This is a genomic window from Pseudomonas sp. C321, from assembly GCF_055407105.1.
The window spans coordinates 37423-62997 of record NZ_JBUZRB010000010.1 but is presented as its reverse complement, the minus strand read 5'-3'; the positions used below and the strand labels follow the sequence as shown (position 1 = coordinate 62997).

Below are 25575 nucleotides of genomic sequence, written 5' to 3'. Positions count from 1 at the left end.
CAAGTTCTTGTAAAAGATGGCGTATTGGAAACCCTGACGCAGACCGCACAGGGCTGCACCTGAATAAATCGATTCATGCCGGGCAAGGCCGATAGCCTCTGATGTTCAGCTATGCTTGCCGGGCGAAGGGAAACGTAAAGTGGTTCAGCACCCGATGGATATCAAGTTCACCCACCGCTTGTCTTATAAACAAGCCAGACTGACTGTGCTGGTCGGTTTCGTCTTGGGAACCTTGCTCAGCCTGATCCAAATCGGTATTGATTATGCCAGCGAAGACGCCTCCATCAACCGGGAAATACGCTCGCTGATTGAAATCAGCCATGACCCAGCCTCACGCATCGCCTACAACATCGACGCCGAACTGGCGCAAGAGCTGACGCAGGGCCTGTTGCACTCCCCTGCCATCACCCGTGCCCAACTGATCGACAACAACGCAACGGTACTGGCTGACGTTGATCGACCACGCAAGGAAAGCAGCTACCGCCCCATCAGTGACTTCCTGTTTGGCGCCAATCGCCAGTTCGAAGACCGGCTGTTCCTCGCCCACATGCCAACCGAATCCCTTGGCGTCTTGCGCCTCGACGTCGACACCTACACATTCGGCAGCCGCTTTCTTCGGCGCGCCGAGATCACCCTGCTCAGCGGTTTTACCCGCAGCCTGATCCTGACCGGGATCTTGCTGGGATTGTTCTACGTGATGCTGACCCAACCGCTGGTGCGGATCATCCGCAAGCTGAGTACCCGCAACCCACGTGGCGCCGCCCAAGGCCGCCTGGACTGCCCGCCAGGGCATGAACACGACGAGATTGGCGTGTTGGTCAACGTCGCCAACCAACAGTTCGAAAACATGGAAGCCGAAATCCAGCAACGCCAGCAAGCCGAGGACCGTCTAACCGAGTACCTCGGGCAACTGGAAAATATTGTTTCTGCCAGGACCACCGAGCTCAAGGCGATCAACCACCGGCTGAGCCAATCCAACGAAGAATTGGAAGCCGCGAAGATGACGGCCCTTGGCATGGCCCAGGCCCGTGCCGCCTTCCTGGCCAACATGAGTCACGAAATTCGCACGCCACTTAATGGGCTGCTGGGAATGATCGCCCTTTCCCTGGACAGCCCGCTGAATGCCGAGCAGCGCCAACAGCTATCGATTGCCCATGACTCAGGCAAAGTCCTGGTGGAATTGCTCAACGACATTCTCGATATGTCCAAGTTCGATGCCGGTCAGCTTGAGCTGGAGACGATCCCGTTCGACCTTGGTTCGCTGGTGGAAGACACCGCCAATCTGTTCTCGCAAAACGCCGCGCCCAACGTCGAGTTGACGTGCCTGATCGACCATCAGTTTCCCGCCCAGGTCATCGGCGATCCGACCCGGGTCAGGCAAATCGTCAGCAACCTGCTGTCCAACGCCTTGAAGTTCACCCGCTTTGGCCGAGTCGATGTGCGCCTCAGTGCGCACAACGGTCGAGTCAGGATCGAGGTCTGCGACACCGGCATCGGCATTGCCCAGGATGCCCAGGTGAAGATTTTCCAACCGTTCACCCAGGCCGGCGCCGGCATCACCCGCCAGTTTGGCGGGACCGGACTGGGGCTGGCACTGACCCACAGCCTTTGCGAAGCCATGCGCGGCCGCCTGAGCATCAGTTCGGAACCCGGCTTTGGCAGCCAGTTCTGCGCTGACCTGCCTCTGCCCACCCATATACCTGTCGTGCGCCTGGCGCCCCTGACGGGCGAGGTGCTTGCCATTACCTCTGCCAGTAGCGGTCTGGCGGAGCTGCTGAACACCCTGTTGCCCAGTTGGGGGCTGACGCCGCATTGCCGCACCATCGACGATGACTTGAGTGGGCTCAAACCCGACCTGCTGATCACCGACTGCGCCGAATGTCTGTTCCGCCTGCGCCCGGCGATTAGTGCGCCGATCCTGCTGGTCACCGCCTATGGCAACTTCATGCCCAGCGAAGAAGTCGCCGCCCTGGCCCCTTTGCAACAACAGGCGCGGCCATTGAGCCGCAATGCGCTGTACCAGATTTTGCATCGCAACCTGCTCCCCGACACAAACATCGTCCTTGACCTTGCCCAGTTGGAAGCCGGCCCGATCACCCATCGGGCGCGCATCCTGCTGGTGGAAGACAATCCGGTCAATCAGTTGGTGGCCAAGGGCATGCTGAGCAAGCTCGGCTGTGAGGTGATCGTTGCGGCCCACGGTGGCGAGGCCCTCAAGCTGCTTGAAGAACAACGTTTCGACATGGTGTTGATGGACTGCAACATGCCGGTCATGGATGGCTACGAGGCAAGCCGGCAGATTCGCCGCAGCGGACGCTGGCCGGAACTGCCAATCGTCGCGCTGACCGCCAACGCCCTGTCCGAAGAACGAGAGCGCTGCCGGGCCGCGGGAATGAATGACTACCTGGCCAAGCCTTTTCGACGGGAAGAACTCAGCGGCCTGCTCGACCTGTGGGTGCCGACTACGACAAGTCTTTGATCTGCCTGAGCAACTGATCCAGACCGTGGCGCAAGGCATCTGCCTGACTCAGGTCGACGCCACTGTCACACAGCAAGCGAGCCTTTAGCGGTTGAACCCTGTCACGCAGGCGCCTGCCCGCCTCGGCAAGACTCAGGTGCACCTCACGTTCGTCGCTGGCACTGCGCTGGCGCCTGACCAGGGCCAATTGCTCAAGGCGCTTGAGCAGCGGCGTCAAAGTGCCGGAGTCCAGTAACAGGCGTTCGCCCAAAGCCTTGACCGTCGGCTGCGGTGGCGCCGCATCCTGCCATTCCCACAACACCAGCATCACCAGGTATTGCGGATAGGTCAGGCCCAACTGATCGAGCATCGGCTTGTAGGCCCGCGTCACCGCACGGGAGGCTGCGTACAGCTTGAAACACAACTGACTGTCGAGGGCCAGGGACTCGTTGGGCAGGTCGGTCATTTGAGCAACGCTTCGATCTCTTGGGTCAGTTCCTGAGGTTTAGTGGTGGGCGCGAAGCGCTTGACCACCTGGCCGTCACGGCCGATCAGGAACTTGGTGAAGTTCCACTTGATACCCTTGGAACCCAGCAAGCCCGGCGCACGCTGTTTAAGTTGCACAAACAACGGATGAGCCTCGCCACCGTTCACATCGATCTTCTTGAACAGCGGGAAGCTGACACCGAAATTCAACTCGCAAAATTCGGAGATGACACCTTCGTTACCCGGCTCTTGCTTGCCAAACTGGTTGCAAGGGAAGCCCAGCACCACCAGCCCCTGGTCCTTGTATTGCTGCCAGAGTTGCTCTAGACCCTTGTATTGCGGGGTGAAGCCGCACTTGCTGGCGGTATTGACCACGAGGATCGCCTTGCCGGAGAAATCGGCCAACGTCTTTTGCTCACCTTTTATGGTGGTGCAAGGGATGCTCAGCAGGTTGTCGCTCATGGCAGTGCCTCGAAAGAGATAAGGAGGCCTAAAAGATAGTAGGCAATTCAATTGCGTGCAATTTAATTTACCAGGCTTATACCTTGACATAACCCCCTGCAGGCGCGAGTGCCTGCAGGGTTACTGTCTAGCGTGCCACCAGATCCAGGCACACAGAATTGATGCAATAGCGCAAACCGGTCGGCGGCGGGCCATCAGGGAACACATGACCCAGGTGAGCATCACACTTGGTGCAGGTGACTTCAGTGCGAACCATGCCGTGGCTGACGTCACGGATCTCGACCATTGCCTGCTCGGCAATCGGCTCGTAGAAGCTGGGCCAGCCGCAGCCGGAATCAAACTTGGCCTTCGAATCGAACAACGGTTCATTGCAGCAAATGCAGTGGTACACACCGTCGACCTTGGAGTCGTTGTACTTGCCGGAAAACGGCCGTTCGGTGCCCTTGAGGCGACAAACGTTGTACTGCTCTGGGTCGAGCATTGCCTTCCACTCATCAACGGTTTTCTGCAACTTTTCCATCGGTACACCTCGGCAACTGAAAAAGCCTGATCTGTGTCTTTTCCATGGATCAGGCGGCACGTATGATTGCGCCTCGTCAAAACGCCAGTCTGGCACCCGCTTTACCGGCATTCAAACGTATTTATGGGTGCGCCAGCGCAGGATTCCCAGCACGGTAGTGTCCACGCCGTCTGGATCGTTCATTTTCGGGATCACATCGCCATGCAGGTCAGCAAATCGAACAAGCTCGCCAACGTCTGCTACGACATTCGCGGCCCAGTGCTCAAGCACGCCAAACGCCTGGAAGAGGAAGGCCATCGCATCCTCAAGCTGAACATTGGCAACCCGGCGTCCTTTGGTTTCGAAGCGCCGGATGAAATCCTCCAGGACGTAATCCGCAACCTGCCCACCGCCCAGGGTTACAGTGACTCCAAGGGGTTGTTCAGCGCCCGCAAGGCGGTGATGCAGTACTACCAGCAAAAGCAGGTGGACGGCGTCGGCATCGAAGACATCTACCTGGGCAACGGTGTATCCGAGCTGATCGTGATGGCCACTCAGGCCTTGCTCAACAACGGTGACGAAGTGCTGGTACCGGCACCCGACTATCCGCTGTGGACTGCCGCCGTGACCCTGGCCGGCGGCCATCCAGTGCATTACCTGTGTGATGAACAAGCCAACTGGTGGCCGGACCTTGCGGACATCAAAGCCAAGATCACCCCCAACACCAAGGCACTGGTGATCATCAACCCGAACAACCCCACCGGCGCCGTCTATTCCAAGGAAGTGCTGCAGGGCATGCTCGAACTGGCTCGCCAGCACAATCTGGTGGTGTTCTCCGACGAGATCTACGACAAGATCCTCTACGACGATGCCGTGCACATCTGCACTGCATCCCTGGCGCCGGACCTGTTGTGCCTGACGTTCAACGGCCTTTCCAAATCCTACCGGGTAGCGGGTTTCCGTTCCGGCTGGGTGGCTATCTCCGGGCCCAAGCACAACGCGCAAAGCTACATCGAAGGCATCGACATGCTGGCCAACATGCGCCTGTGCGCCAACGTGCCAAGCCAGCACGCGATCCAGACCGCCCTCGGTGGCTACCAGAGCATCAATGACCTGGTGCTGCCGGCCGGTCGCCTGCTGGAACAGCGCAACCGCACCTGGGAACTGCTCAACGACATTCCCGGCGTCAGCTGCGTCAAACCCATGGGCGCCCTGTATGCCTTCCCGCGGATCGACCCGAAAGTCTGCCCGATCCACAACGATGAAAAGTTCGTCCTCGACCTGCTGCTGTCGGAAAAGCTGCTGGTGGTCCAGGGCACAGCGTTCAACTGGCCGTGGCCCGATCACTTCCGCGTGGTGACTTTGCCGCGCGTGGATGACCTGGACATGGCCATAGGTCGAATTGGCAACTTCCTGAAGTCCTATCGCCAGTAATGAGTTTTTCCACTGTACGACTCACTTAAGGTCGTACAGCGATTATCTGGCAACACATCTGTGCCTGACACGGGCGCAGGCATTTACAGCCCCCACCTCGTCCCCCTGGTCGCGCACTCGCCAATAACCATGGGGCTGAGCGGGGATTTTCACCGACCTGCAAACTCGGAAATCCCCTTCAAAGCTTTACATTCAGGCTGTAGGACACAGTTTGAAATAGTCGCCCTGTTGAATAGCCCAGTGCCGCACCTTATATACCCCGCAGTACGCAACACATTAAGCATGAGGAGAATTCTACAACCATGATGCGCATCCTGCTGTTCTTGGCCACTAACCTGGCGGTCGTGCTGATTGCCAGCATCACCCTGAGCCTTTTCGGCTTCAACGGGTTCATGGCGGCCAACGGGGTTGATCTGAACCTCAATCAGCTGCTGGTTTTCTGTGCGGTTTTTGGTTTCGCCGGGTCGATTTTCTCGCTGTTCATCTCCAAGTGGATGGCGAAGATGAGCACCAGTACCCAGATCATTACTCAGCCGCGTACGCGGCATGAGCAATGGCTGATGCAAACCGTCGAGCAATTGTCCCGCGAAGCCGGAATCAAGATGCCCGAGGTCGGGATCTTCCCAGCCTATGAAGCCAACGCGTTTGCCACGGGCTGGAACAAGAACGATGCTCTTGTTGCCGTCAGCCAGGGCTTGCTGGAGCGTTTCTCGCCCGATGAAGTGAAGGCCGTGCTGGCCCACGAAATCGGTCACGTGGCCAACGGTGACATGGTCACCCTGGCGCTGGTACAAGGCGTGGTGAACACCTTCGTGATGTTCTTCGCGCGCATCATCGGCAACTTCGTCGACAAGGTCATCTTCAAGAATGAAGGCGGCCAGGGTATTGCCTACTACGTGGCAACCATCTTCGCCGAACTGGTACTGGGCTTCCTCGCCAGCTCGATCGTGATGTGGTTCTCGCGCAAACGGGAATTTCGCGCTGACGAAGCTGGTGCTCGCCTGGCCGGCACCAATGCGATGATCGGTGCCCTGCAACGCCTGCGCTCCGAACAGGGTCTGCCGGTGCATATGCCCAACACCCTGACCGCCTTTGGCATCAACGGTGGCGTCAAGCAAGGCCTGGCTCGCATGTTCATGAGCCACCCGCCACTGGAAGAGCGGATCGACGCCTTGCGTCGTCGGGGCTAACGAACTGGTAGCGACACAGAAAGGGGCGATTGGATCGCCCCTTTTTTTGTGGGCGCCTCTTCAGCCCTTGGCCAACCGGTAAACCCGCTCATCCAGTCGCGTGACACCGCCCTGCAAGAACTTCCAGCTCCCTCCCAGAATGTCCTGCTCGTCAAGAACGTCCAACTGCCAGTGTTGCCCCAACAGCAACCGTACTTCTTCGTCAGTCACTGCAAACGGCGGTCCGGCCTTCTGCGCTTGTTCATAGTCGAGGGTGATCAACAGGCCCTGGCAACCTCGGGCCAGGATGCTGTTCAGGTGCGCGGCATACTGCTCACGCATCAACGGTGGCAAGGCTATCATCGCCGCACGGTCATAAAACGCTGTGCACTCGGCCACGTCTCCCTCATCCAAAGCGAAGAAATCACCGCACCACAGCTCAACAGATCCCGCCTGATAAACCCTGAATAACCCCCTCTGACTGATTTTCGGTGTAAGCCCCTGTTCACTGAAAAAGCCTTCAATGGCCGTTTCCGACAGCTCCACGCCAATAACCTGATGACCCTGACTGGCCAGCCACGCCAGGTCCAGGCTTTTACCGCACAACGGCACCAGCACTCGCGCCCCGCTCGTCAAGACCAATGCGGGCCAGTGGCGCTGCAGGTAAGGATTCACCTCGGGCAAATGAAAGCCAATCTGATTGCGCGCCCAGCGCTCATGCCAAAACTTGGGATCCATGAATCACCCTGAAAATTCGATCAAATAGTACTAAAACTTATATTAGATTTAGATCAATGATCTGATTGAAGATGGCACCATCTTAACCTCAGGACCGCTCTCATGCTCCCCAGCCTGTTTATCTCTCACGGTTCGCCCATGCTCGCCCTGCAACCGGGCGCCAGCGGTCCGGCCTTGGCGCGGCTGGCGGCCGAGTTACCGCGCCCCAAGGCAATTGTTGTGGTGTCGGCGCACTGGGAAAGCCAGGGCCTGTTGGTCAGCGGCAGTCCGGCTCCAGAAACCTGGCACGACTTCGGCGGCTTCCCCGCGGAGCTGTTTGCCGTGCAATACCCGGCGCCCGGCCAACCGCAGCTGGCAGTACAAATTGTCAACTTGCTCCAGAAGGATGGTTTGGATGTGATGATCGACACCAAACGTCCATTCGACCATGGCGCCTGGGTGCCGCTGTCTCTGATGTACCCCGATGCCGATATCCCGGTGCTGCAAGTCTCGCTGCCCAGCCGCCTCGGCCCTGCCCTGCAAACCCGAGTTGGCCATGCGCTCGCCAGCCTGCGCGAGCAAGGCGTGCTGCTGATCGGCTCCGGCAGCATTACCCATAACCTTGGCGAGCTGGATTGGCACGCCGGGCCGGAAAGTATTGAACCCTGGGCTCGGGACTTTCGCGATTGGGTTGTGGAGAAGCTTGCAGCCGGTGATGAAGCCGCATTGCACGACTATCGTCGCCAGGCACCCAATGCAGTACGCAGTCATCCCAGCGATGAGCATTTGTTGCCGTTGTACTTTGCACGGGGCGCAGGCGGGCAATTCAGCGTTGCTCACCAAGGCTTCACCATGGGGGCGCTGGGAATGGATATCTATCGATTTGGCTAGCTCAAACTTCAGGCATAAAAAATCCCCGAACCAGTCGGGGATTTTTTATGTTCGATCAATCAGCTCAAGAGCGGATCAATCTTCGCGATAGCGACGCAGCTTGAGCTGCTTGCCGGCAACACGAGTGTCCTTCAGCTTGGTCAGCAGTTTTTCCAGACCATCTTCCGGCAGCTCCACCAGGGAGAAGCTGTCACGCACCTGGATGCGACCGATAGCTTCACGTGCCAGGCCACCCTCATTGAGGATAGCGCCCAGCAGGTTCTTGGCGGCGATACCATCACGCGCACCCAGCGCGGTACGGCAGCGAGCACGGCCTTCAGCCAATGGAACCGGAGCACGACGCTCACGATCACCACGGTCCGGACGATCACCGGTACGCTCTGGACGATCACCGCGCGGAGCGTTGTTCGGTACCAGTGGACGATCTTTCTCGATGGCAGCCAGGGTCAGTGCTTGACCGTTGGTAGCCTTGCGCAGCAGGGCTGCAGCCAGGGCACGTGGGGTGCAACCGATATCGGCAGTCAGGCGGTCCAGCAGATCACCGTGGGTCGATTCAGCGTCAGCCACCAGCGGCGACAGGCTGTTGGTCAGCTTCTTGATGCGAGCATCGAGAACGGCCTGGGCATCCGGCAGGCGGACTTCGGCAACTTTCTGACCAGTAACACGCTCGATCACTTGCAGCATGCGACGCTCACGCGGAGTCACCAACAGCAGTGCACGACCTTCGCGACCGGCACGGCCAGTACGGCCGATACGGTGAACGTAGGATTCCGGATCGTACGGCATGTCAACGTTGAACACGTGAGTGATGCGCGGAACGTCCAGGCCACGAGCGGCAACGTCGGTCGCCACAACGATGTCCAGACGACCATCCTTGAGGGATTCGATCACGCGCTCACGTTGGTTCTGGGCAATGTCACCGTTCAGCGCAGCGGCTTTGTAGCCTTTGGCTTCCAGGGCACTGGCCAGGTCCAGGGTCGCTTGCTTGGTACGCACGAACATGATCAGGGCATCGAAGTCTTCGACTTCCAGCAGGCTCAATACAGCCGAGGTCTTCTGGTCAGCGTGAACCAACAGGTGAGCCTGTTCGATCGCGGTAACGGTCTGAGTCTTGGTCTGGATCTTCACGTGTTGCGGATCGCGCAGATGGCGTTCGGCAATGGCACGGATCGACTGCGGCAGGGTAGCCGAGAACAATACGGTCTGACGGGTCGCTGGCAGAGCCTTGAAGATGACTTCCAGGTCGTCCATGAAGCCCAGCTTGAGCATTTCGTCAGCTTCGTCGAGAACCAGATGGTTCACGGTCGACAGGACTTTTTCGTCGCGACGCAGGTGGTCGCACAGACGGCCCGGAGTGGCGACAACGATCTGTGCGCCGTTACGGATTGCTTTCAGTTGTGGGCCCATAGGCGCGCCGCCGTAAACGGCCACAACGGTTACGCCCGGCATTTGCTTGGCGTAAGTTTCGAAAGCAGTTGCTACTTGCAGCGCCAACTCACGGGTTGGCGCCAGGATCAGGGCTTGCGGCTCGCGCTTGGCAGGATCGATGCAATGCAGGATCGGCAGGGCGAACGCAGCGGTTTTACCCGTACCGGTTTGCGCCTGGCCAATCATGTCGTGGCCGGCCATGATGATCGGGATCGATTGATGCTGAATAGCCGAAGGTTCTTCGTAGCCAGTCGCAATGACGGCTGCAAGGATATTCGGGTTAAGATTAAAAGCGGCGAAGCCGCCGGTTTCCTGGGTCATGGGTCTGCCTCTAAGTGCATCCGCAAAGACCCATGCTCCAAAGCTGCGCATGCCGTGTTGAGACTCAAGAGTCGCCCTGGCTGCTTTGTCGGCGGGGATTTGCGAAAACGAATGAATGAAAAAGATTCGTCAAGGAAGAGTCCGCTGTGCGGACGAGCAGCCGAAGCTGACTTCGGGGAATTGCGCTACCTAAACGCGGCCCGGTTAAAGGCCGGCGCGCACTATACCGGAAATACCTGAAAAAGGGAGCTTTTTTTATCGAAAAAACCAGTTGAACTGCTCTGTGTCACAGGCTTTGCGGATCCTTGCAGTAGCGTCTATTTTTCAAAGACCCGGCCCTGTTGGTCATGACGCTTAAACGGTTCACTTTTCGCAGCGGGCCCTTTGGTCCGAAACTACCCTTCGCGCCCGAGGACTCCCCCATGAATCAAGCCAGCAGCAGCCGCGTCAGCCGTGAACAGCAGGGTCACGTCCTGCTTCTGGGCCTGGATCGCGTGGCCAAGCGCAATGCCTTCGACCTCGACCTGCTGAACGAACTGAGCCTGGCCTATGGCGAATTTGATCGTAACGATGAGGCGCGAGTAGCCATCGTCTTCGGCCACGGCGACCACTTCACTGCCGGCCTGGACCTGGCCAATGTCGCCCACGCCATGGCACAGGGCTGGCAACCGCCGTTGGGCGGTTGCGACCCGTGGGGTGTATTCGCCGGGCCAAGGGTCAGCAAACCGGTGATTGTCGCCGCCCAGGGTTATTGCCTGACCATTGGCATCGAATTGATGCTGGCAGCGGATATCAACCTGTGCGCCAGCAATACCCGCTTTGCGCAGATGGAAGTGCAACGTGGGATCTTTCCTTTTGGTGGCGCGACGCTGCGCTTCCATCAAATCGCCGGCTGGGGCAATGCCATGCGCTGGCTGCTTACCGGCGATGAATTCGATGCCCATGAAGCGCTGCGTCTGGGCCTGGTGCAGGAAGTCATGGCCAGCGAAGACCTGTTACCCAGGGCGCTGGAGCTGGCCAATCGCATCGCACGGCAAGCGCCGCTGGGGGTGCAGGCCACCTTGATGTCGGCGCGCCAGGCCCGCATCGAGGGTGAAGCGGCCGCTGCTACCGGGTTGCCGGTGCTGGTGGAGAAACTGCTTAACAGTGAAGACGCCAAGGAAGGTGTTCGAGCGATGATCGAAAAGCGACCTGGGGTGTTCAAAGGCTGTTGATGACTGACACAAGTGCCCAACCTCAGGTCGCCGGCCGAATCGCCTTGATCAACGATTGCAACGAATACCCCAGTCGCGGCGCCAGCGCTTCGGCGCGGGCAGCCAGTGCATCCCGGTCCAGCTCCTGATCCAGGTCCGCCGGCACGATCAGGATCACATTGCCCTCCTTCACCGGCAGCTCCCAGTAGTGCCGGTGATAAAGCCCGCGCAGCAAAGCGGCGCCCAGCGGCTTGCCGTCATCGGTGGCCCACTGGTTGATGATCAGCCAGCCACCAGGGTTGAGGTGCTTCTGGCAGTTTTCCAGGAAGGTCCAGGCCAGATGCCCGACACCCGGACCGAGGTCGGTATACAAGTCGACGAAAATCAAGTCCGCCGGCTCTGCGGTTTCCAGCAATTGCAGAGCGTCGCCCACACGGATATATAACCGCGGATCGTCATCCAGGCCCAGAAACTCGATGGCCAGGCGCGGTACATCTGGACGCAGCTCAATGGCTTCGACATCTTCCAGCGGCAGGAACTTGAGGCACGCCTGAGTCAGGGTTCCGGCACCAAGCCCGAGGAACAACGCACTTTCCGGCTGTTCATGACACAGCGCACCGACAAGCATGGCGCGGGTGTAGTCGTACTCCAGCCAGCTGGGGTCAGCAGTGAACACACAACTCTGCTCAATGGCGTCACCAAATTCAAGAAAGCGGTAATCGGCCACTTCCAATACACGGATCATGCCAAAGTCATCATGGACTTCGGCCAGCAGGCGCTCAACGCGCTCCTCAGTCATCTCATCTCCTAACGGCTACCAGGCAACAACCTGGGCACCGGATCAATCCAGCCGCCCGAGCCCAAGCGGGAAAGGCGCGATTGTCCGCGAACCGGCGCCAGCAGGTCACGCACTAATTGCTGATAACATGGCAACCCGACCGTAAATCACTCGAGTTCATGATGAGCCAACCCTGGAGCCCCGATAGCTGGCGCGCCCTGCCGATCCAGCAACAACCCCGCTACCCTGACGCTGCGCACTTGCTGCAGGTCGAGCAAAGCCTTGCCAGCTATCCGCCGCTGGTGTTCGCTGGTGAAGCCCGTGAGTTACGCCGTCAGTTTGCCGAGGTTACCCAGGGTCGAGCCTTCCTGCTGCAGGGCGGCGATTGCGCCGAGAGCTTTGCCGAGTTCTCGGCGGCGAAAATCCGCGACACGTTTAAAGTGCTGCTGCAGATGGCCATTGTCATGACCTTCGCCGCCGGCTGCCCAGTGGTGAAAGTCGGGCGCATGGCCGGTCAGTTTGCCAAGCCGCGCTCGGCCAACGATGAAACCATCGACGGCGTCACGCTGCCGGCCTACCGTGGCGATATCGTCAACGGTATTGGCTTCGATAAAAAAAGCCGCGTGCCGGACCCGGATCGCCTGTTGCAGTCCTACCATCAGTCCACCGCCACCCTGAACCTACTGCGAGCCTTTGCCCAGGGCGGCTTTGCCGACCTGCACCAGGTGCATAAGTGGAACCTGGACTTCATCGCCAATTCAGCCCTGGCCGAGAAGTACAGCCAGTTGGCCAACCGCATCGATGAAACACTGGCCTTCATGCGTGCCTGCGGCATGGACAGTTCGCCGCAATTGCGCGAGACCAGTTTTTTCACCGCCCACGAAGCGTTGCTGCTCAACTACGAGCAAGCATTTGTCCGTCGCGACAGCCTGACCAACGATTACTACGACTGTTCGGCCCATATGCTATGGATCGGCGATCGCACCCGCCAACTCGACGGCGCCCATGTCGAATTCCTGCGCGGAGTGAACAACCCGATCGGAGTCAAGGTCGGCCCGAGCATGAACCCGGACGACCTGATTCGCCTGATCGACATCCTCAACCCGGACAACGACCCCGGCCGCCTGAACCTGATTGCGCGCATGGGTGCCAACAAGGTAGGCGATCACCTGCCCAACTTGATCCGCGCCGTGCAGCGCGAAGGCAAGCAAGTGCTGTGGAGTAGCGATCCAATGCATGGCAACACCATCAAGGCCAGCAGCGGCTACAAGACCCGGGATTTTGCGCAGATCCTCAGTGAGGTGAAGGAGTTCTTCCAGGTCCATGAAGCCGAAGGGACTTACGCCGGCGGGATTCATATCGAGATGACCGGGCAGAATGTCACCGAGTGCATCGGCGGGGCGCGGCCGATTACGGAAGATGGTTTGTCGGACCGCTACCACACCCATTGCGACCCACGGATGAATGCCGATCAGTCGCTGGAGTTGGCGTTTTTGATTGCCGAAACATTGAAGCAAGTGAAAAGGTAAGGTTTTTTTGTTGCCTGATTAGGCACCTACACATCTCTTGAAGTTGCTGATAGCTGGGGGGGGTAGGCTCGGTTCTACGGGGCGATTGAGTACATATCCGTTATTTTGGTCAGGGCGGCTTAGGGTTACGCCCTTACGGCGTGTCACTTTTGAAAAGAGCCCAAAAGTAACCAAAAGGCTCTTGCCCCACCACTTGGTGCCTCGCTTAGGCTCGGCATGCCTTCACTCCGGCATTGCTCCGTGGGCCGCCGCGATGGGCCATCCTTGGCCCAGCGCGGCTAAACCGGCGTCCTGCCGGTTTACCCACGGATCAATGCCTGCGTTCAGCCATCGTGGTTAACGGGGCGCCTTAGATCAAGATCAAGATCAAAAGCACGGCGGCCTAGTAGCCGACCTGAGTGGTGAGAAGCAAGAGCGGATTCACTGCCCACTGTAGGAGCGAGCTTGCTCGCGATGGTCGTTAACGATGACGTGGGCTTCCTGGATGAACGCGGCGCCCTCAGGTTCTTCGCGAGCGCCGCCCGGAGCAAACTCGCTCCAGTAGATCCACTTTTGCTTTTCCCCACTCAACCGGCATCCTTGCCGGTTGAGCCGCTGCGCAACACCTGCGTTCGGCCTCTGGTTAACGGGCGGGTAGCCAGATCAAAAGCCAGCGCCTATCCGCTTTTCTGTAGCAGCAAGCTTGCTCGCGAAGAACCTGAGGGCGCTGCGGTGATTCAGGAAGCCAGCGTCATCGTTAACGACCATCGCGAGCAAGCTCGCTCCTACAGTGGGCAGTAGATCCTCTTTTGCTTTTCACCACTCAGGTCGGCTACCAGGCCCCGCTTATCACAGCAACCCTAAAGCCCCCATCGCTACCCGCAACCGCGCCGCACTGGCCCGCGGGCAATTAAGCTGAACCTGCTCAAGCCCAAGCCAGTCGGCCATCTGCCGTAGATTCAGCGCCAGGGCCAACATCCCGTCCTCGTCCAGCCCCGGTTCCTCTTCGTGTACGGCATGCACCGCCAATCGCCCGGCAGCACGTTCGGCCCGCAGGTCGACACGGGCGGCGATCCGTTCGTTGTGCAAAAACGGCAGCACGTAATAACCGTAGACCCGCTTGTCTTGCGGGGTATAGATCTCCAGCCGGTAACGGAAATCGAACAACCGCTCGGTCCGGCTGCGCTCCCAGATCAATGAATCAAAAGGCGAGAGCAGCGCACTGGCCAGCACCTTGCGCGGAACTTTCGGCTCAGGCAGGCAATAGGCTGACTGCTTCCAACCCTGAACCTGGCACGAAACCAACTGGCCCTCCTCGACCAACTCCGCCAAGCGCCCACGGCTATCGGCGGGCTCCAGTCGAAAGTAGTCCCGCAGATCCTTCTCTGTGCCAACGCCCAACGCCGTAGCCGCGTGCAGCAACAAGCCCCGCTGCGCCTCGGCCTCGCTCAAGGGCGTTTGCTGGAGAATCGCGGCGGGGATCACCCGTTCCGGCAAATCATAGAGCCGTTCAAAACCCCGACGTCCGGCGACCGTCACCAGGCCGGCGGCAAACAGCCATTCCAGGGCATGCTTTTCATCGCTCCAGTCCCACCAGGGCCCAGCACGCTCCTCGCGGGTCGACAAACTGCCCGCGCCCAAGGCACCCCGCTGCTCGACGATGCCCAGCACCCGGCGAATGGTGTCCTGTTGCTCACGACCAAAGCGCGCCATCTGATGATAAATACCTTGCCCTTGAGACGCGCGCTGCATGCGCCAGCGCATCAACGGATACAGTGCCATCGGCAGCAACGACGCCTCATGCCCCCAATACTCAAACAACGAACGCCGCCGCCCCTGGCTCCAGGCAGCTTGTTCAAGAATCAGCGGGGAATAACTCCCAAGGCGGGAAAACAGCGGCAGGTAATGGGAGCGCACCACAGCGTTAACCGAATCAATCTGCAGCACACCCAAACGGTCAATCAGGCGATTGACCTGCGCAGCCTTGATCAGCGCCGGCGGCTGGCGCCCGGAAAAACCTTGGGCGGCCAGCGCCAGACGCCGCGCCTGCTTGAGGGAAAAGGACAGTTCTGCGGGCATGGGCATCTCCTTGTAGGCTCGCAAACTACCTTACTGAACCCTGGGTTGTGTAGGGGTATTGAAGTCATTTTCGCAGCGGGTCTTCCCAGAAACGCCGGTGACTTTCCATCTCGACGTCGGCTCGATTAAGGCCGATGTCCTTGAGTGCGTCATCGCTCATGCTCGCCAGCAACTGGCGTTCGCGATGCAGCGCCTGCCAACGGGAAAATCGCTGAAACAGCCTGAAAAAAGGACGTTTCACCATCAACACAAAACCTTTTTGACCTTTCATCATCTTGCCCTCCAGTGGGGATGACTGAAGTCTGTGCCTGACGGTATGATCAATCCAACGAATGTTTCTTATGCAATACATCTCGGAGATTGATCAATTGTCCAACTACCCGAGCATCGACACTGAAGTCCTGCGCACCTTCGTCGCCATCGCCGATCAGGGCGGTTTCACTCGCGCGGGCGAGCAGGTCAACCGCACCCAGTCGGCGGTGAGTATGCAGATGAAGCGCCTGGAAGAGGACGTGCTGCAGCGCAAGCTGTTCGAGCGCGATGGTCGCCAGGTCAGGTTGACACCGGAGGGGCAGGTTCTACTGGGCTATGCGCGCAGGATACTGAAGTTGCACAGCGAGGTTTTTAACACCTTGCGCGAGCCGCATATGGTCGGGCTGGTACGCATCGGCACACCCGATGACTACGTGATGCGTTTTTTGCCGGGCATCCTCAAGCGTTTTTCCAAGGCTTACCCGCTGATCCAGATTGAAATGCATTGCGAGTCATCGCCGATACTGATGCAGCGCCGAGACCTGGACCTGACCGTTATCAGCCGCGAGCCGGGTAATGAAGTCGGCGAATTGCTTCGACATGAACCCATGGTCTGGGTCGCCGCACCCTGCTTCTGCACGGACGAACACGCCGCGCTGCCCTTGGCCATTTCCGGCATGGACAGCTTCTGCACCCAGTGGGCGCGCGCCGCGCTGGATGCCAATGGCCGGGAGTATCGCTTGGCGTATCACAGCTCAAACGGTGCCGCGATCCTGGCGGTGGTGGGCGCAGGCCTGGCGGTGACGGTCACCATGGAAAGCCTGGTGACCGAAGACCTGCGGATATTGGGCGCAGCCGAAGGCTTCCCGCCGCTGCCATCCGTCAATCTGCGGCTGCTACGCAATTCGCGCACCACCTCGCCCATCACCGAATGTCTCGCCGAGTACATCATCGAAGGCTTTAAACTTTAAAGGTGAGCATCACCGCGCACACCACCAGAAAGCCGCAGAACAGCCCGCGCAGCAGGCGTTCCGGCAAGGCATGGGCGACTTTCACGCCCCAACTGATGCTAAGCAGCCCACCGATGGCAAGCGGCATGCCGATCATCCAGTCCACTTCGTGGTGCCAGGCGTAGGTCACCAGGGTCACGCTGGTGCTAGGCAGCGCCAATGCCAGGGACAGGCCTTGGGCGACCACTTGGGTGGTGCCGAAAATACTGGTCAGCACTGGCGTGGCAACCACCGCGCCGCCCACGCCGAACAAGCCACCCATCGACCCCGACGCCGCCCCCAGCACCCCCAGCCACGGCCAGGAGTAGCGCATCTGTGCCGACGGCGGTGCATTGCGGGTGAACATGCGCAACAGGTTATAAGCCGACAGCGCCACCAGAAATACAATAAAACCAATGCGCATCACACCGGCATCAATGCCCACGGCCCAAATCGACCCCAGCCAGGCGAAGCAAAACCCCATCAGCCCCAGCGGCAGCGCGTGGCGCAGTTCGATGCGGTTGCGTTGGTGATAGCGCCACAACGCCAGCATTACATTGGGCACTACCATCACCAGGGCCGTACCTTGGGCGATTTGTTGATCAAGGCCAAACAACACGCCCAACACCGGGATGGCAATCAGCCCGCCGCCGATGCCAAACAAACCGCCGACAGTGCCCAACGCCACACCCAGTACCACATACATCGCCAAATCAAGCACGCCGCCTACTCCACATTCCCGATGTCTTGCATGCTACGCAGTTCGCTCTGGCGGGGAAACGCACAGCAACGCACAATGGCTGTGCCAACTTCGCATAAGCAGCATGTTTATCTGGCGCGTTACCAGCCAAGTGCCAGCGGTGCACTCCGCCCTGTTGCAAGCCTCTGAAGAACTCAAGCAACACCTGAACAGATACAAAACGCGACCACAAAAAAACCCGACTCATGGTCGGGTTTTTTTTGGTGTCACGGGTCAGGCAAGGATTAAACCTTGGCCCGGCCCTTGTACGAACCACCTTCACGGGTATCGATTTCGATCCAGTCGCCGATTTCTACGAAATCTGCAACGCTCAGCTCGGTACCGTTTTTCAGTTTGGCAGGCTTCATCACCTTGCCCGAAGTATCGCCGCGAGCGGAACCTTCGGTGTAGTCAACCTGACGCACGATGGTGGTCGGCAGCTCTACGGAAACCAGGCGCTCTTCGAAGAAGATCGCTTCGCAGACGTCGGTCATGCCTTCTTCCACGAATGGCAGAACGGCTTCGATGTCTTCAGCGTTCAGCTCGTACATGGTGTAGTCGCTGGTGTCCATGAACGTGTAGGTGTCGCCGCTGATGAAGGACAGGGTCGCTTCTTTGCGGTCGAGGATCACGTCTTCCAGTTTGTCATCGGCGCTGTAGACGATTTCGGTCTTGTAACCGGTCAGCAGGTTTTTCAACTTGGTCTTCATGATCGCGCTGTTACGACCGGACTTGGTGAATTCAGCTTTCTGAACCAGCCAAGGGTCGTTTTCGAGCTTGATGACGGTACCGGGTTTAAGCTCTTTACCAGTTTTCATTGCGAATATCCGAAATTTGGATGGGATTTACAAAATTCAAGGTCGCGTATCATATCCAATTTACATAAAACTGTACCAGTGCCGTCGCAAGATCTGCCTGCAAGCCTTGTTCCAGACACCACTGTTCGGCATGAACGGTCACTTCCGGCCAGTGTTCAAGCAACATTTTCCAGCTTTTGGTCATATCGCCATCAGCGTTCCACGCCTGCCAAAGGTCAACCAGCGCGACTTTCGCGGCCGGCGACAAGCCCTCGGTGTACAGCGTCAGGAAAGCATCGAGCTTGTCCAGATGGATATCTTCATCCTGGCGGTAGATATGCCACAGCAAAGGACGCCCGGCCCATTGCGCCCGCACGAAGGAGTCTTCGCCGCGTACGGCATTGAAGTCACAGCACCACAGCAGTTGATCGTATTGATCCTGTGGCACGAATGGCAGCACCTGAACCGTCAGAGCGCCGCGCTGGTGCACCGCCCCCACCGCCAGGCTATCCACGCCCAACCAGCGCTGCACATCGCCGAGAATTCGCCCTTGCGGCACCAACAGATGGGTCGCTCGCCCATCGGCTGCCAACACGTCCAGCCAACTGGCCAGCCCGGCATTTTCATAGGCAAACAGCGACATCAGCCGCGCACCCGGCACCGGAAAAACCCCGAGCGCCTGCAGAAACTGTTGCCGGGCCTGCGGGTCGTTTTGAAAGGCCCGACGCCGCTCCAGCAATCCGGCCTCACGCAGCAAACCGCCTGTCTGCGGACGAAACCCCGGGAAGAAGAAGTACTTTTGCACGCCCTTGAACTTCACTGACGGCAGGCCGTGACAACCAACCACCCAGGCCTCGGCGCTCAAGTAATCCAGGTTCATCCACAGCGGTATGTTCTCGCGCTCGGCCATGGCATCCATATAGTCAGCCGGCAACTGACAGGCGAAGGCGGCTATGACCACGTCTGCCGCATCGGTCGCTTGCCAGTCTGCTGACCAATGGCGCACCTCGACACCTTCGCGCCATTGCTGATCCAACTGCACATCAATCTGAGGACACATGCGCTCGAATGCCCGCAGGTCGTCCACCCACAAACGCACTACGCAAGCATGCTCCGCCACCAATTGCCGGGCCAGGCGCCAAGTCACACCGATGTCGCCGTAGTTATCGACGACACTGCAAAAAATATCCCAGCGGGCTTTCATTCCGGGCTCCAACGCTCAAAGGCTCGATTGTCCGCATAAATGCTGCAATGCAGAAGGGTTGATAGCGATTATTCTGCAAGAGGGCTGTGCGACAATCCGCAGCTTGCCGCAAACGCCTGCCAGGAGGCCGCCATGTCAGACCGCCCGCTATCACCGTTCAAACTCAGTGTCGCCATTGCCCTGGGCCTGTGGCTGGGGTTTATCGCCATTGCATTGAGCACTTGGCTGGCCTCGCATTATCTGTTCGAACAATCCCTGGCGCCCGTCGCCCAGGCTGTGCAGCAGTTAGGTAAACCCGCGGTGGTTGCACCAGAGCCACCTAACCGAATGTTCGAGCAGTATCAGGACAACCTGCGCAAGCAGGAACAACAGCAGGTCCTGGACCAGGCGCGTAACAACCCGCGTAACCTGTCCAACCCCAAATGCCAGTTCTGGCTGCAACAGGACCAGAATGCCCCCAGCGACAAAAGCCGAGCCAATGTCCTGCAATTTTGCGACTGATGATCAAGCAGACCCATGAACAAATACGCCGTCCACCAGCTGATCCTGGAAAAACTCATCGTCGACCTCGACGTCGCCCAACGCGCCGCGCAAACCGCCTACGAAACTGCGACCCACGAGGAAAATATCGCGGAAAACAAATACGACACTCTGGGGCTGGAAGCTTCTTATCTGGCGGCCGGCCAAGCCAAGCGTGTCGAGGAAATCAAGCAGGCGCTGACCTTGTGCCAGAACCTGAACCTGCGCCCCTACGATGATCAACGGGGGATTGAAGTGGGCGCGCTACTCGGCCTGGAGGACGACAACGGTCGCCAGCAATGGCTGTTTATTGGGCCGGATGCGGCGGGCTTGAAGGTTTATGTGGTGGGGCAGTTGGTGACCGTCATCACCCCACGCTCCCCCCTGGGCAAAAGCCTGCTGGGCAAGTTCGAGGGGGACGAGGTGGAGATTCTGGTGGCGGGCGCTCGGCAACAGTTTGCTGTTACCGAGGTTAAGTGAGCCGATCAGTGAACCGGTAGTTCAACGCCGTCGAACAAGTCTTCCAGTTCCTGCTTGTTATGGCACTGGATGGCCTTGGCCATGACTTCACGGGTCAGGTGCGGTGCGAACTTCTCAATGAAATCGCACATGAAGCCCCGCAGGAAAGTGCCACGACGGAAGCCGATCTTGGTCACGCTGGATTCGAACAAATCGCTGGCATCCAACACCACCAGGTCGCTGTCGAGCTTGGTATCGACCGCCATCTTGGCGACGATGCCGACACCCAGGCCCAGGCGCACGTAGGTTTTGATCACGTCGGCGTCGGCGGCAGTGAACACCACTTTCGGCGTCAGGCCGCGATGACTGAAGGCTTCGTCGAGCTTGGAGCGACCGGTAAAACCGAACACATAGGTAACGATCGGGTATTCAGCCAGGGCTTCGAGGGTCAGCTTCGGCAGCTTGGCCAATGGGTGACCGTGCGGAACCACGACGCAGCGGTTCCAGCGGTAGCACGGCATCATCACCAGGTCACCGAACAGCTCCAGGGCTTCGGTAGCAATGGCAAAATCGACGGTACCGTCGGCGGCCATCTCGGCGATCTGCATCGGCGAGCCCTGGTGCATATGCAAGGCCACGTCCGGGTACTGCTTGATAAAACTGCTGATCACCGGTGGTAGCGCATAACGTGCCTGAGTGTGCGTGGTGGCAATCGACAGGGTGCCTTTTTTCTCGTTGGAGAACTCCTGGGCGATCTGCTTGATGCTTTCAACCTTGCGCAGGATTTCGCCAGCGGTGTTGATGATGCGCTCACCGGCCGGGGTGACGCGGGTCAGGTGTTTACCGCTGCGCGCGAAGACTTCGACGCCCAGCTCGTCTTCGAGCAGGCGGATCTGCTTGCTGATACCCGGTTGCGAGGTGTAGAGGCTTTGAGCCGTGGCGGAAACGTTGAGGTCGTGGTGCGCCACTTCCCAGATGTAGCGCAGTTGCTGAAGCTTCATATGTATCCCTCAAAGCAGATAGACGCCACGGGTATCAGCGACGGTATATAACTATATTAAAGGTTAGACGGATAAATCTAGAACTTTTTGTCGTTTTCTACCAATCACATGTCATCCCTGCGTCGACGTTGCAACAACGGCACCAAATACACCGGCACCTGGGACAGCTGCAACACTCGTGCAGCGGTTCGTCCCAGCGGCGTCGCCACCCCGGCGCCTTGGCTATGACTACCTACGATCAACAAATCCACGGAGAGTTTCTGCGCCTGGTCGAGAATCACCTGCGAGGGGTCGCCCTGAATTACCCGCACCGACTGGATCAACTTGAGGTCCTGCTCGCCCTCCCCAACCTCCTCGCGAAAACTGTCCAGCACCCGCTGCTCGATATTGGCCATCACGGTGCTCAGCCCCTGGCTCTGCCATTCACTCAGGGCCTGCTCATCAAGGTAACTTTGCAAGACGGATTCGGCGAACAGCCCAAGGGGCTCAACCACATGAATCACGTACAGCTCGGCCTTGAACGTTCGCGCCAGCGCCAGCGCATGTTGCATCACATAGGGCGCATACAGGCCAAGGTCAGTGGCATACAACATCGAGCGAATCATAGAACCTCCTGGAGTGCCAGGATGGCGAATATTGATTGAGCTTAGCAGCGCCTTTGCGAGTTAGGAGGCTTGCTCACTCAACCTGGATTTTCAGCTCGTTGCTGATGCCATGGGGTACATGTCCGGTGGCCACCACTTCCCGGGCTTTCTCGCAATGACCGGCCTGATCGTCGAAAAACACATCGGCGGCGAAGGCTTCAAGAAAGGCCGATTTTTCCAGGCCGCCGAGAAACAGCGACTCGTCCAGGCGGATGTCCCACTCGCGCAAGGTACGGATCACCCGCTCGTGGGAAGGTGCCGAGCGGGCGGTCACCAGCGCCGTACGGATCGGACAGGACTCGTCAGGAAACTCACGTTGCAACAGGTTGAGCGCTGCCAGGAAACCCTTGAAGGGACCGCCACGCAGCGGCTCGCGTGCCGACTCCCGCTCGCTGGCCTGGAACGCCTCCAGGCCACCTGACTGGTAGATACGTTCCGACTCGTCGGAAAACAGTACGGCATCGCCGTCGAAGGCAATTCGCAATTCAGCGCTGGATGCCCGACGGGCGCCACCAGAAAGAATCGTCGCCGCAGCAAACCCGGCATCCAGGGCACTGCGTACGTCTTCAGCGTGGGTGGAGAGAAACAAATGGCAACCAAACGCTGCCAAATAAGGATAAGGACTACGCCCTCCTACAAACGCAGCGCGGGAAATATCCAGCCCGTAATGCTGGATCGAATTGAACACCCGCAAACCGGTATCGGCACTGTTGCGTGATACCAGCACCACTTCGACCCGCGCCCGTCCAAGACTGGCGTTGAGGCTCAGCAGTTTCTTGACCAGCGGGTAGGCATCACCCGGTTCAAGGATTTCCTCCTCATGGTCAATCTGGTACTTGCGGTAGGCCTCGACGCCTTGCGCCAGGTAGACCTTGTGGCTTTCGCTCAGGTCGAATAACGCCCGCGAAGAGATCGCCAATACGAGTTTTTCGCCCATACCCTTTGCCATGTTCTTTTCCCCGCTCAGCCGTTGCGTCGATCGATAAAACTCAAGGCCTGATACAGCGCCTGCATCCGTGGCAACTCACAACCTGCAGCCCTGGCGGCGGCCAATGGCCGGGCGTAGATGGCCGCCAGTTCCAGCGGGCGCTTGTGCAGGTGATCGTGATACATGCTCGGCCAGTAATCGGCCAGGCTCTCGGTCATCTGGAACATCTGCTCGGCATAGCTCGGCGCAATCTCATGACCGCACGCCCGGGCGCCCTGCACCACCTCAGCCATCAATGCCTGGATCATTGCACGGCTCGCCTCATCAGCCATCAACTCTGCGGTCCCCGCACCGAGCAATACCGAAAGACCGTTATAGGGCACATTCCACACCAGTTTATGCCAGCGCGCCTGATGCAGATTGGCCATGGCCTGGGATTCAATGCCCGCCCGGTGAAACAACGCGGCGCCTTCTTCGACAATCGCTTGCCGGCGGGTCTCATCGTTCGCGGCACTACCACTGTGATAGCCAAGATTGACCCGGCCCATCGCCTGATGCTCGACGATGCCAGGTGCTGAGCGATGCACGCAGATGTAACAAAGGCCACCCAACAGATGCAGCGAATCCGGCAGGTGTTCGCGCAAGCTGTCCTCGACGTCCAGACCATTTTGCAGCAACACCACCTTGGCGCCCGGCGCCGCCACTTGGGCGATGGTCGGTGCCAATTCGACATTACCGGTGGTTTTGGTCCCCACCAACAGCCAGTCGCAAGGCGGCATATCGGCCGCACGGGCGTAAGCCTGGACCGGGTTGAGGCTCAACGCCCCATGGACCGCACTATTAAGTTTGAGGCCTCGCTCACTCACCGCCGGGAACTCGCTGCGCAACAGAAAGTGCACATCGAATCCGGCGCGCGCCAGCATCAAGCCGTAAAAGCCACCGATGGCGCCGGTGCCGATAATGCCGATTCGCGGCGCCTGGTCTGCAGCACTCATCATGGCAACTCCTCTGGTTTTCGCGTGAGCGCCTGCTCCACGCCATGAGTAAGGTCGCTGGCGGTCAGGCGCGCCTGTAAGGTTCCGTGGAATTGACCGTCGCACACTACAAACAGTGCCGGCAAATGAAAGATCTGGTAACGCTCGACGGCCCCACCGTTATGGCCGGCATCAACCCAGCACACTCTGTCTACCGGCAAGGCCCAGCCTGGCAACTGCTGACGCGCCCAACGGCAGCTGGAACAACCGACGCTGGTAAACACCAGCAATGACGTGCCCGGTAGCCCCAACAACTGCTGGTCGATATCCAGATCGGTCAATTCAAGTGCTTTCACTCTATCTCTACCACTGCCATAAACTGGACAGCAGACTATCAGGCCGGGCGACAGCGCGCGCAATTGCCCATTGTCGAGCAGGCTTGTTACGCGCTAAGGTTCGGCTCCCCGCTGCATCTAAATCATGCTGTGCTCCGCCGCACGGGGATCGCTGGCGGCCGGCACCCGTGACCCTGACGAGTAACACGATGGCTGATTTACCGATCAACGACCTAAACGTCGAATCCAACGAGACCCTGATCACACCTGATCAGCTCAAGCGCGAAATCCCTTTGAGCGATGCTGCCCTGCACACCGTCACCAAGGGTCGCGAAGTCATTCGTGACATTCTTGACGGCACTGACCACCGCCTGTTCGTGGTGATCGGGCCCTGCTCGATCCACGATCTCAAGGCTGCTCACGAGTACGCAGAGCGTCTGAAAGTGCTGGCTGCAGAAGTGTCCGACACCTTGTATCTGGTAATGCGCGTCTATTTCGAGAAGCCGCGTACCACCGTGGGCTGGAAAGGCTTGATCAACGACCCGTACCTGGACGACTCGTTCAAGATCCAGGACGGCCTGCACATCGGCCGCAAGTTGCTGCTGGAGCTGGCAGAAATGGGGCTGCCGACCGCGACCGAGGCCCTGGACCCGATTTCCCCGCAGTACCTGCAAGACCTGATCAGTTGGTCGGCGATTGGTGCGCGCACCACCGAATCCCAGACCCACCGGGAAATGGCCTCCGGTTTGTCTTCGGCCGTGGGCTTCAAGAACGGCACTGATGGCGGCCTGACCGTGGCGATCAACGCCCTGCAGTCGGTTTCCAGCCCGCACCGTTTCCTGGGGATCAACCAGGAAGGTGGCGTTTCCATCGTCACCACCAAAGGCAACGCCTACGGTCACGTGGTGCTGCGCGGCGGCAACGGCAAGCCCAACTATGATTCGGTCAGCGTGGCCCTGTGCGAACAGGCGCTCAACAAGGCGAAGATCAAGCCGAACATCATGGTCGACTGCAGCCACGCCAACTCCAACAAGGACCCGGCCCTGCAACCGCTGGTGATGGAGAACGTCGCCAACCAGATCCTCGAAGGCAACCAGTCGATTATCGGCCTGATGGTCGAGAGTCACCTGAACTGGGGCTGCCAGGCGATTCCCAAGGATTTGGCCGACCTGCAATACGGCGTGTCGGTCACCGATGCCTGCATCGACTGGGCTGCCACCGAGACCACCCTGCGCAGCATGCACGCCAAGCTCAAGGACGTATTGCCCAAGCGCAAACGCACCTGAACCCACACTGCGCACACAAAAACGC

Annotated in this window: 27 protein-coding genes and 1 pseudogene; 10 read left to right on the top strand and 18 right to left on the bottom strand. The window is 59.0% G+C overall.

Going from position 1 to position 25575, the window contains the following annotated elements:
• The first annotated feature begins 154 nt into the window (after positions 1-154).
• Positions 155-2479 carry a hybrid sensor histidine kinase/response regulator gene (locus ACZRJ6_RS23105; RefSeq protein WP_463970256.1) on the top strand — a complete coding sequence of 775 codons (2325 nt, stop codon included), beginning with the start codon at positions 155-157 and terminating at the stop codon, positions 2477-2479.
• On the opposite strand, the gene ACZRJ6_RS23100 is transcribed toward ACZRJ6_RS23105, so the two are convergent.
• From ACZRJ6_RS23100 to msrB, 3 genes are all read right to left on the bottom strand, one after another.
• Positions 2463-2924, bottom strand: a complete 462-nt coding sequence (locus ACZRJ6_RS23100; RefSeq protein ID WP_350613166.1) for a MarR family winged helix-turn-helix transcriptional regulator — start codon at positions 2922-2924, stop codon at positions 2463-2465. The two genes, ACZRJ6_RS23105 and ACZRJ6_RS23100, sit on opposite strands and share 17 nt — an antisense overlap.
• Entirely contained in the window at positions 2921-3406 is a 486-nt protein-coding gene (locus tag ACZRJ6_RS23095; protein WP_463970257.1) for a glutathione peroxidase, read from the bottom strand. The genes ACZRJ6_RS23100 and ACZRJ6_RS23095 overlap by 4 nt, the downstream gene beginning before the upstream one ends.
• Positions 3407-3533: 127 nt before the next feature.
• Complete coding sequence (msrB, locus tag ACZRJ6_RS23090; protein ID WP_350613162.1) at positions 3534-3926, bottom strand: peptide-methionine (R)-S-oxide reductase MsrB; 393 nt, start codon at positions 3924-3926, stop codon at positions 3534-3536.
• Between the two features lie 201 nt (positions 3927-4127).
• Here msrB and ACZRJ6_RS23085 point away from each other — a divergent pair, with 201 nt between their 5' ends.
• Both ACZRJ6_RS23085 and htpX read left to right on the top strand, forming a co-directional pair.
• Positions 4128-5339 carry a pyridoxal phosphate-dependent aminotransferase gene (locus ACZRJ6_RS23085; RefSeq protein ID WP_149414163.1) on the top strand — a complete coding sequence of 404 codons (1212 nt, stop codon included), beginning with the start codon at positions 4128-4130 and terminating at the stop codon, positions 5337-5339.
• 302 nt (positions 5340-5641) lie between these two features.
• Positions 5642-6529, top strand: coding sequence for a protease HtpX (htpX, locus tag ACZRJ6_RS23080; RefSeq protein WP_133098847.1), 888 nt, complete (start codon positions 5642-5644; stop codon positions 6527-6529).
• 60 nt (positions 6530-6589) lie between these two features.
• Here the strand turns inward: htpX and ACZRJ6_RS23075 are convergent, their stop codons facing one another.
• On the bottom strand, positions 6590-7246 hold the full coding sequence (locus tag ACZRJ6_RS23075) for a thiopurine S-methyltransferase (protein ID WP_463970258.1): 657 nt from the start codon (positions 7244-7246) through the stop codon (positions 6590-6592).
• A 102-nt stretch (positions 7247-7348) separates the two neighbouring features.
• Here ACZRJ6_RS23075 and ACZRJ6_RS23070 point away from each other — a divergent pair, with 102 nt between their 5' ends.
• The gene (locus tag ACZRJ6_RS23070) at positions 7349-8116 is read left to right on the top strand and encodes a DODA-type extradiol aromatic ring-opening family dioxygenase (RefSeq protein ID WP_463970259.1); all 768 of its coding nucleotides are present in this window, start codon (positions 7349-7351) and stop codon (positions 8114-8116) included.
• A gap of 75 nt (positions 8117-8191) precedes the next feature.
• Here the strand turns inward: ACZRJ6_RS23070 and ACZRJ6_RS23065 are convergent, their stop codons facing one another.
• Positions 8192-9865 (bottom strand): DEAD/DEAH box helicase, encoded by a 1674-nt coding sequence (locus tag ACZRJ6_RS23065; RefSeq protein WP_350613153.1) that lies wholly within the window; start codon positions 9863-9865, stop codon positions 8192-8194.
• Between the two features lie 422 nt (positions 9866-10287).
• Between ACZRJ6_RS23065 and ACZRJ6_RS23060 the strand changes: the two genes are divergently transcribed.
• The gene (locus tag ACZRJ6_RS23060; protein ID WP_463970260.1) at positions 10288-11079 is read left to right on the top strand and encodes a crotonase/enoyl-CoA hydratase family protein; all 792 of its coding nucleotides are present in this window, start codon (positions 10288-10290) and stop codon (positions 11077-11079) included.
• A 22-nt stretch (positions 11080-11101) separates the two neighbouring features.
• Here ACZRJ6_RS23060 and ACZRJ6_RS23055 read toward each other — a convergent pair whose 3' ends face one another.
• On the bottom strand, positions 11102-11857 hold the full coding sequence (locus ACZRJ6_RS23055; protein ID WP_133098852.1) for a spermidine synthase: 756 nt from the start codon (positions 11855-11857) through the stop codon (positions 11102-11104).
• Between the two features lie 161 nt (positions 11858-12018).
• On the opposite strand from ACZRJ6_RS23055, the gene ACZRJ6_RS23050 reads away from it, so the two are divergent.
• A complete protein-coding gene (locus ACZRJ6_RS23050; protein ID WP_463970261.1) occupies positions 12019-13365 on the top strand; it encodes a class II 3-deoxy-7-phosphoheptulonate synthase in 1347 nt (448 codons plus the stop codon).
• 420 nt (positions 13366-13785) lie between these two features.
• Here ACZRJ6_RS23050 and ACZRJ6_RS23045 read toward each other — a convergent pair whose 3' ends face one another.
• The 4 genes and pseudogenes from ACZRJ6_RS23045 to ACZRJ6_RS23030 all read right to left on the bottom strand — a co-directional run bounded on the left by ACZRJ6_RS23045 (position 13786) and on the right by ACZRJ6_RS23030 (position 15694).
• A complete protein-coding gene (locus ACZRJ6_RS23045) occupies positions 13786-13935 on the bottom strand; it encodes a hypothetical protein (protein ID WP_463970262.1) in 150 nt (49 codons plus the stop codon).
• Positions 13936-14034: 99 nt separating this feature from the next.
• Positions 14035-14112, bottom strand: a pseudogene (locus tag ACZRJ6_RS23040) (outer membrane lipoprotein carrier protein LolA); the annotation flags it as partial.
• Positions 14113-14193: 81 nt separating this feature from the next.
• Entirely contained in the window at positions 14194-15423 is a 1230-nt protein-coding gene (locus ACZRJ6_RS23035; protein WP_463970263.1) for a winged helix-turn-helix domain-containing protein, read from the bottom strand.
• Between the two features lie 64 nt (positions 15424-15487).
• Complete coding sequence (locus tag ACZRJ6_RS23030) at positions 15488-15694, bottom strand: DUF1127 domain-containing protein (protein WP_463970301.1); 207 nt, start codon at positions 15692-15694, stop codon at positions 15488-15490.
• Positions 15695-15764: 70 nt separating this feature from the next.
• Between ACZRJ6_RS23030 and ACZRJ6_RS23025 the strand changes: the two genes are divergently transcribed.
• Entirely contained in the window at positions 15765-16646 is an 882-nt protein-coding gene (locus tag ACZRJ6_RS23025; RefSeq protein WP_463970264.1) for a LysR family transcriptional regulator, read from the top strand.
• Here ACZRJ6_RS23025 and ACZRJ6_RS23020 read toward each other — a convergent pair.
• From ACZRJ6_RS23020 to earP, 3 genes are all read right to left on the bottom strand, one after another.
• Entirely contained in the window at positions 16636-17385 is a 750-nt protein-coding gene (locus ACZRJ6_RS23020) for a sulfite exporter TauE/SafE family protein (RefSeq protein ID WP_463970265.1), read from the bottom strand. The two genes, ACZRJ6_RS23025 and ACZRJ6_RS23020, sit on opposite strands and share 11 nt — an antisense overlap.
• A 263-nt stretch (positions 17386-17648) precedes the next feature.
• Positions 17649-18221 (bottom strand): elongation factor P, encoded by a 573-nt coding sequence (locus ACZRJ6_RS23015; protein WP_133098860.1) that lies wholly within the window; start codon positions 18219-18221, stop codon positions 17649-17651.
• A 49-nt stretch (positions 18222-18270) separates the two neighbouring features.
• Complete coding sequence (gene earP / locus ACZRJ6_RS23010) at positions 18271-19404, bottom strand: elongation factor P maturation arginine rhamnosyltransferase EarP (RefSeq protein ID WP_463970266.1); 1134 nt, start codon at positions 19402-19404, stop codon at positions 18271-18273.
• Positions 19405-19536: 132 nt separating this feature from the next.
• Between earP and ACZRJ6_RS23005 the strand changes: the two genes are divergently transcribed.
• Both ACZRJ6_RS23005 and ACZRJ6_RS23000 read left to right on the top strand, forming a co-directional pair.
• Positions 19537-19905, top strand: a complete 369-nt coding sequence (locus ACZRJ6_RS23005) for a hypothetical protein (RefSeq protein WP_463970267.1) — start codon at positions 19537-19539, stop codon at positions 19903-19905.
• Between the two features lie 15 nt (positions 19906-19920).
• The gene (locus ACZRJ6_RS23000) at positions 19921-20403 is read left to right on the top strand and encodes a GreA/GreB family elongation factor (protein ID WP_463970268.1); all 483 of its coding nucleotides are present in this window, start codon (positions 19921-19923) and stop codon (positions 20401-20403) included.
• A 5-nt stretch (positions 20404-20408) separates the two neighbouring features.
• On the opposite strand, the gene cysB is transcribed toward ACZRJ6_RS23000, so the two are convergent.
• From cysB to ACZRJ6_RS22975, 5 genes are all read right to left on the bottom strand, one after another.
• Positions 20409-21383 carry an HTH-type transcriptional regulator CysB gene (gene cysB, locus ACZRJ6_RS22995; RefSeq protein ID WP_463970269.1) on the bottom strand — a complete coding sequence of 325 codons (975 nt, stop codon included), beginning with the start codon at positions 21381-21383 and terminating at the stop codon, positions 20409-20411.
• A 104-nt stretch (positions 21384-21487) separates the two neighbouring features.
• Complete coding sequence (locus tag ACZRJ6_RS22990; RefSeq protein ID WP_463970270.1) at positions 21488-21988, bottom strand: universal stress protein; 501 nt, start codon at positions 21986-21988, stop codon at positions 21488-21490.
• Between the two features lie 73 nt (positions 21989-22061).
• Complete coding sequence (locus ACZRJ6_RS22985; RefSeq protein WP_463970271.1) at positions 22062-22976, bottom strand: 5'-nucleotidase; 915 nt, start codon at positions 22974-22976, stop codon at positions 22062-22064.
• Positions 22977-22990: 14 nt separating this feature from the next.
• Positions 22991-23950: a putative 2-dehydropantoate 2-reductase gene (locus ACZRJ6_RS22980; RefSeq protein WP_463970272.1), complete on the bottom strand. Its 960-nt coding sequence runs from the start codon at positions 23948-23950 to the stop codon at positions 22991-22993.
• Entirely contained in the window at positions 23950-24327 is a 378-nt protein-coding gene (locus ACZRJ6_RS22975; RefSeq protein ID WP_463970302.1) for a YbbN family protein, read from the bottom strand. The genes ACZRJ6_RS22980 and ACZRJ6_RS22975 overlap by 1 nt, the downstream gene beginning before the upstream one ends.
• A 146-nt stretch (positions 24328-24473) precedes the next feature.
• On the opposite strand from ACZRJ6_RS22975, the gene ACZRJ6_RS22970 reads away from it, so the two are divergent.
• On the top strand, positions 24474-25550 hold the full coding sequence (locus ACZRJ6_RS22970; protein WP_133098868.1) for a 3-deoxy-7-phosphoheptulonate synthase: 1077 nt from the start codon (positions 24474-24476) through the stop codon (positions 25548-25550).
• Positions 25551-25575 lie beyond the last annotated feature (25 nt).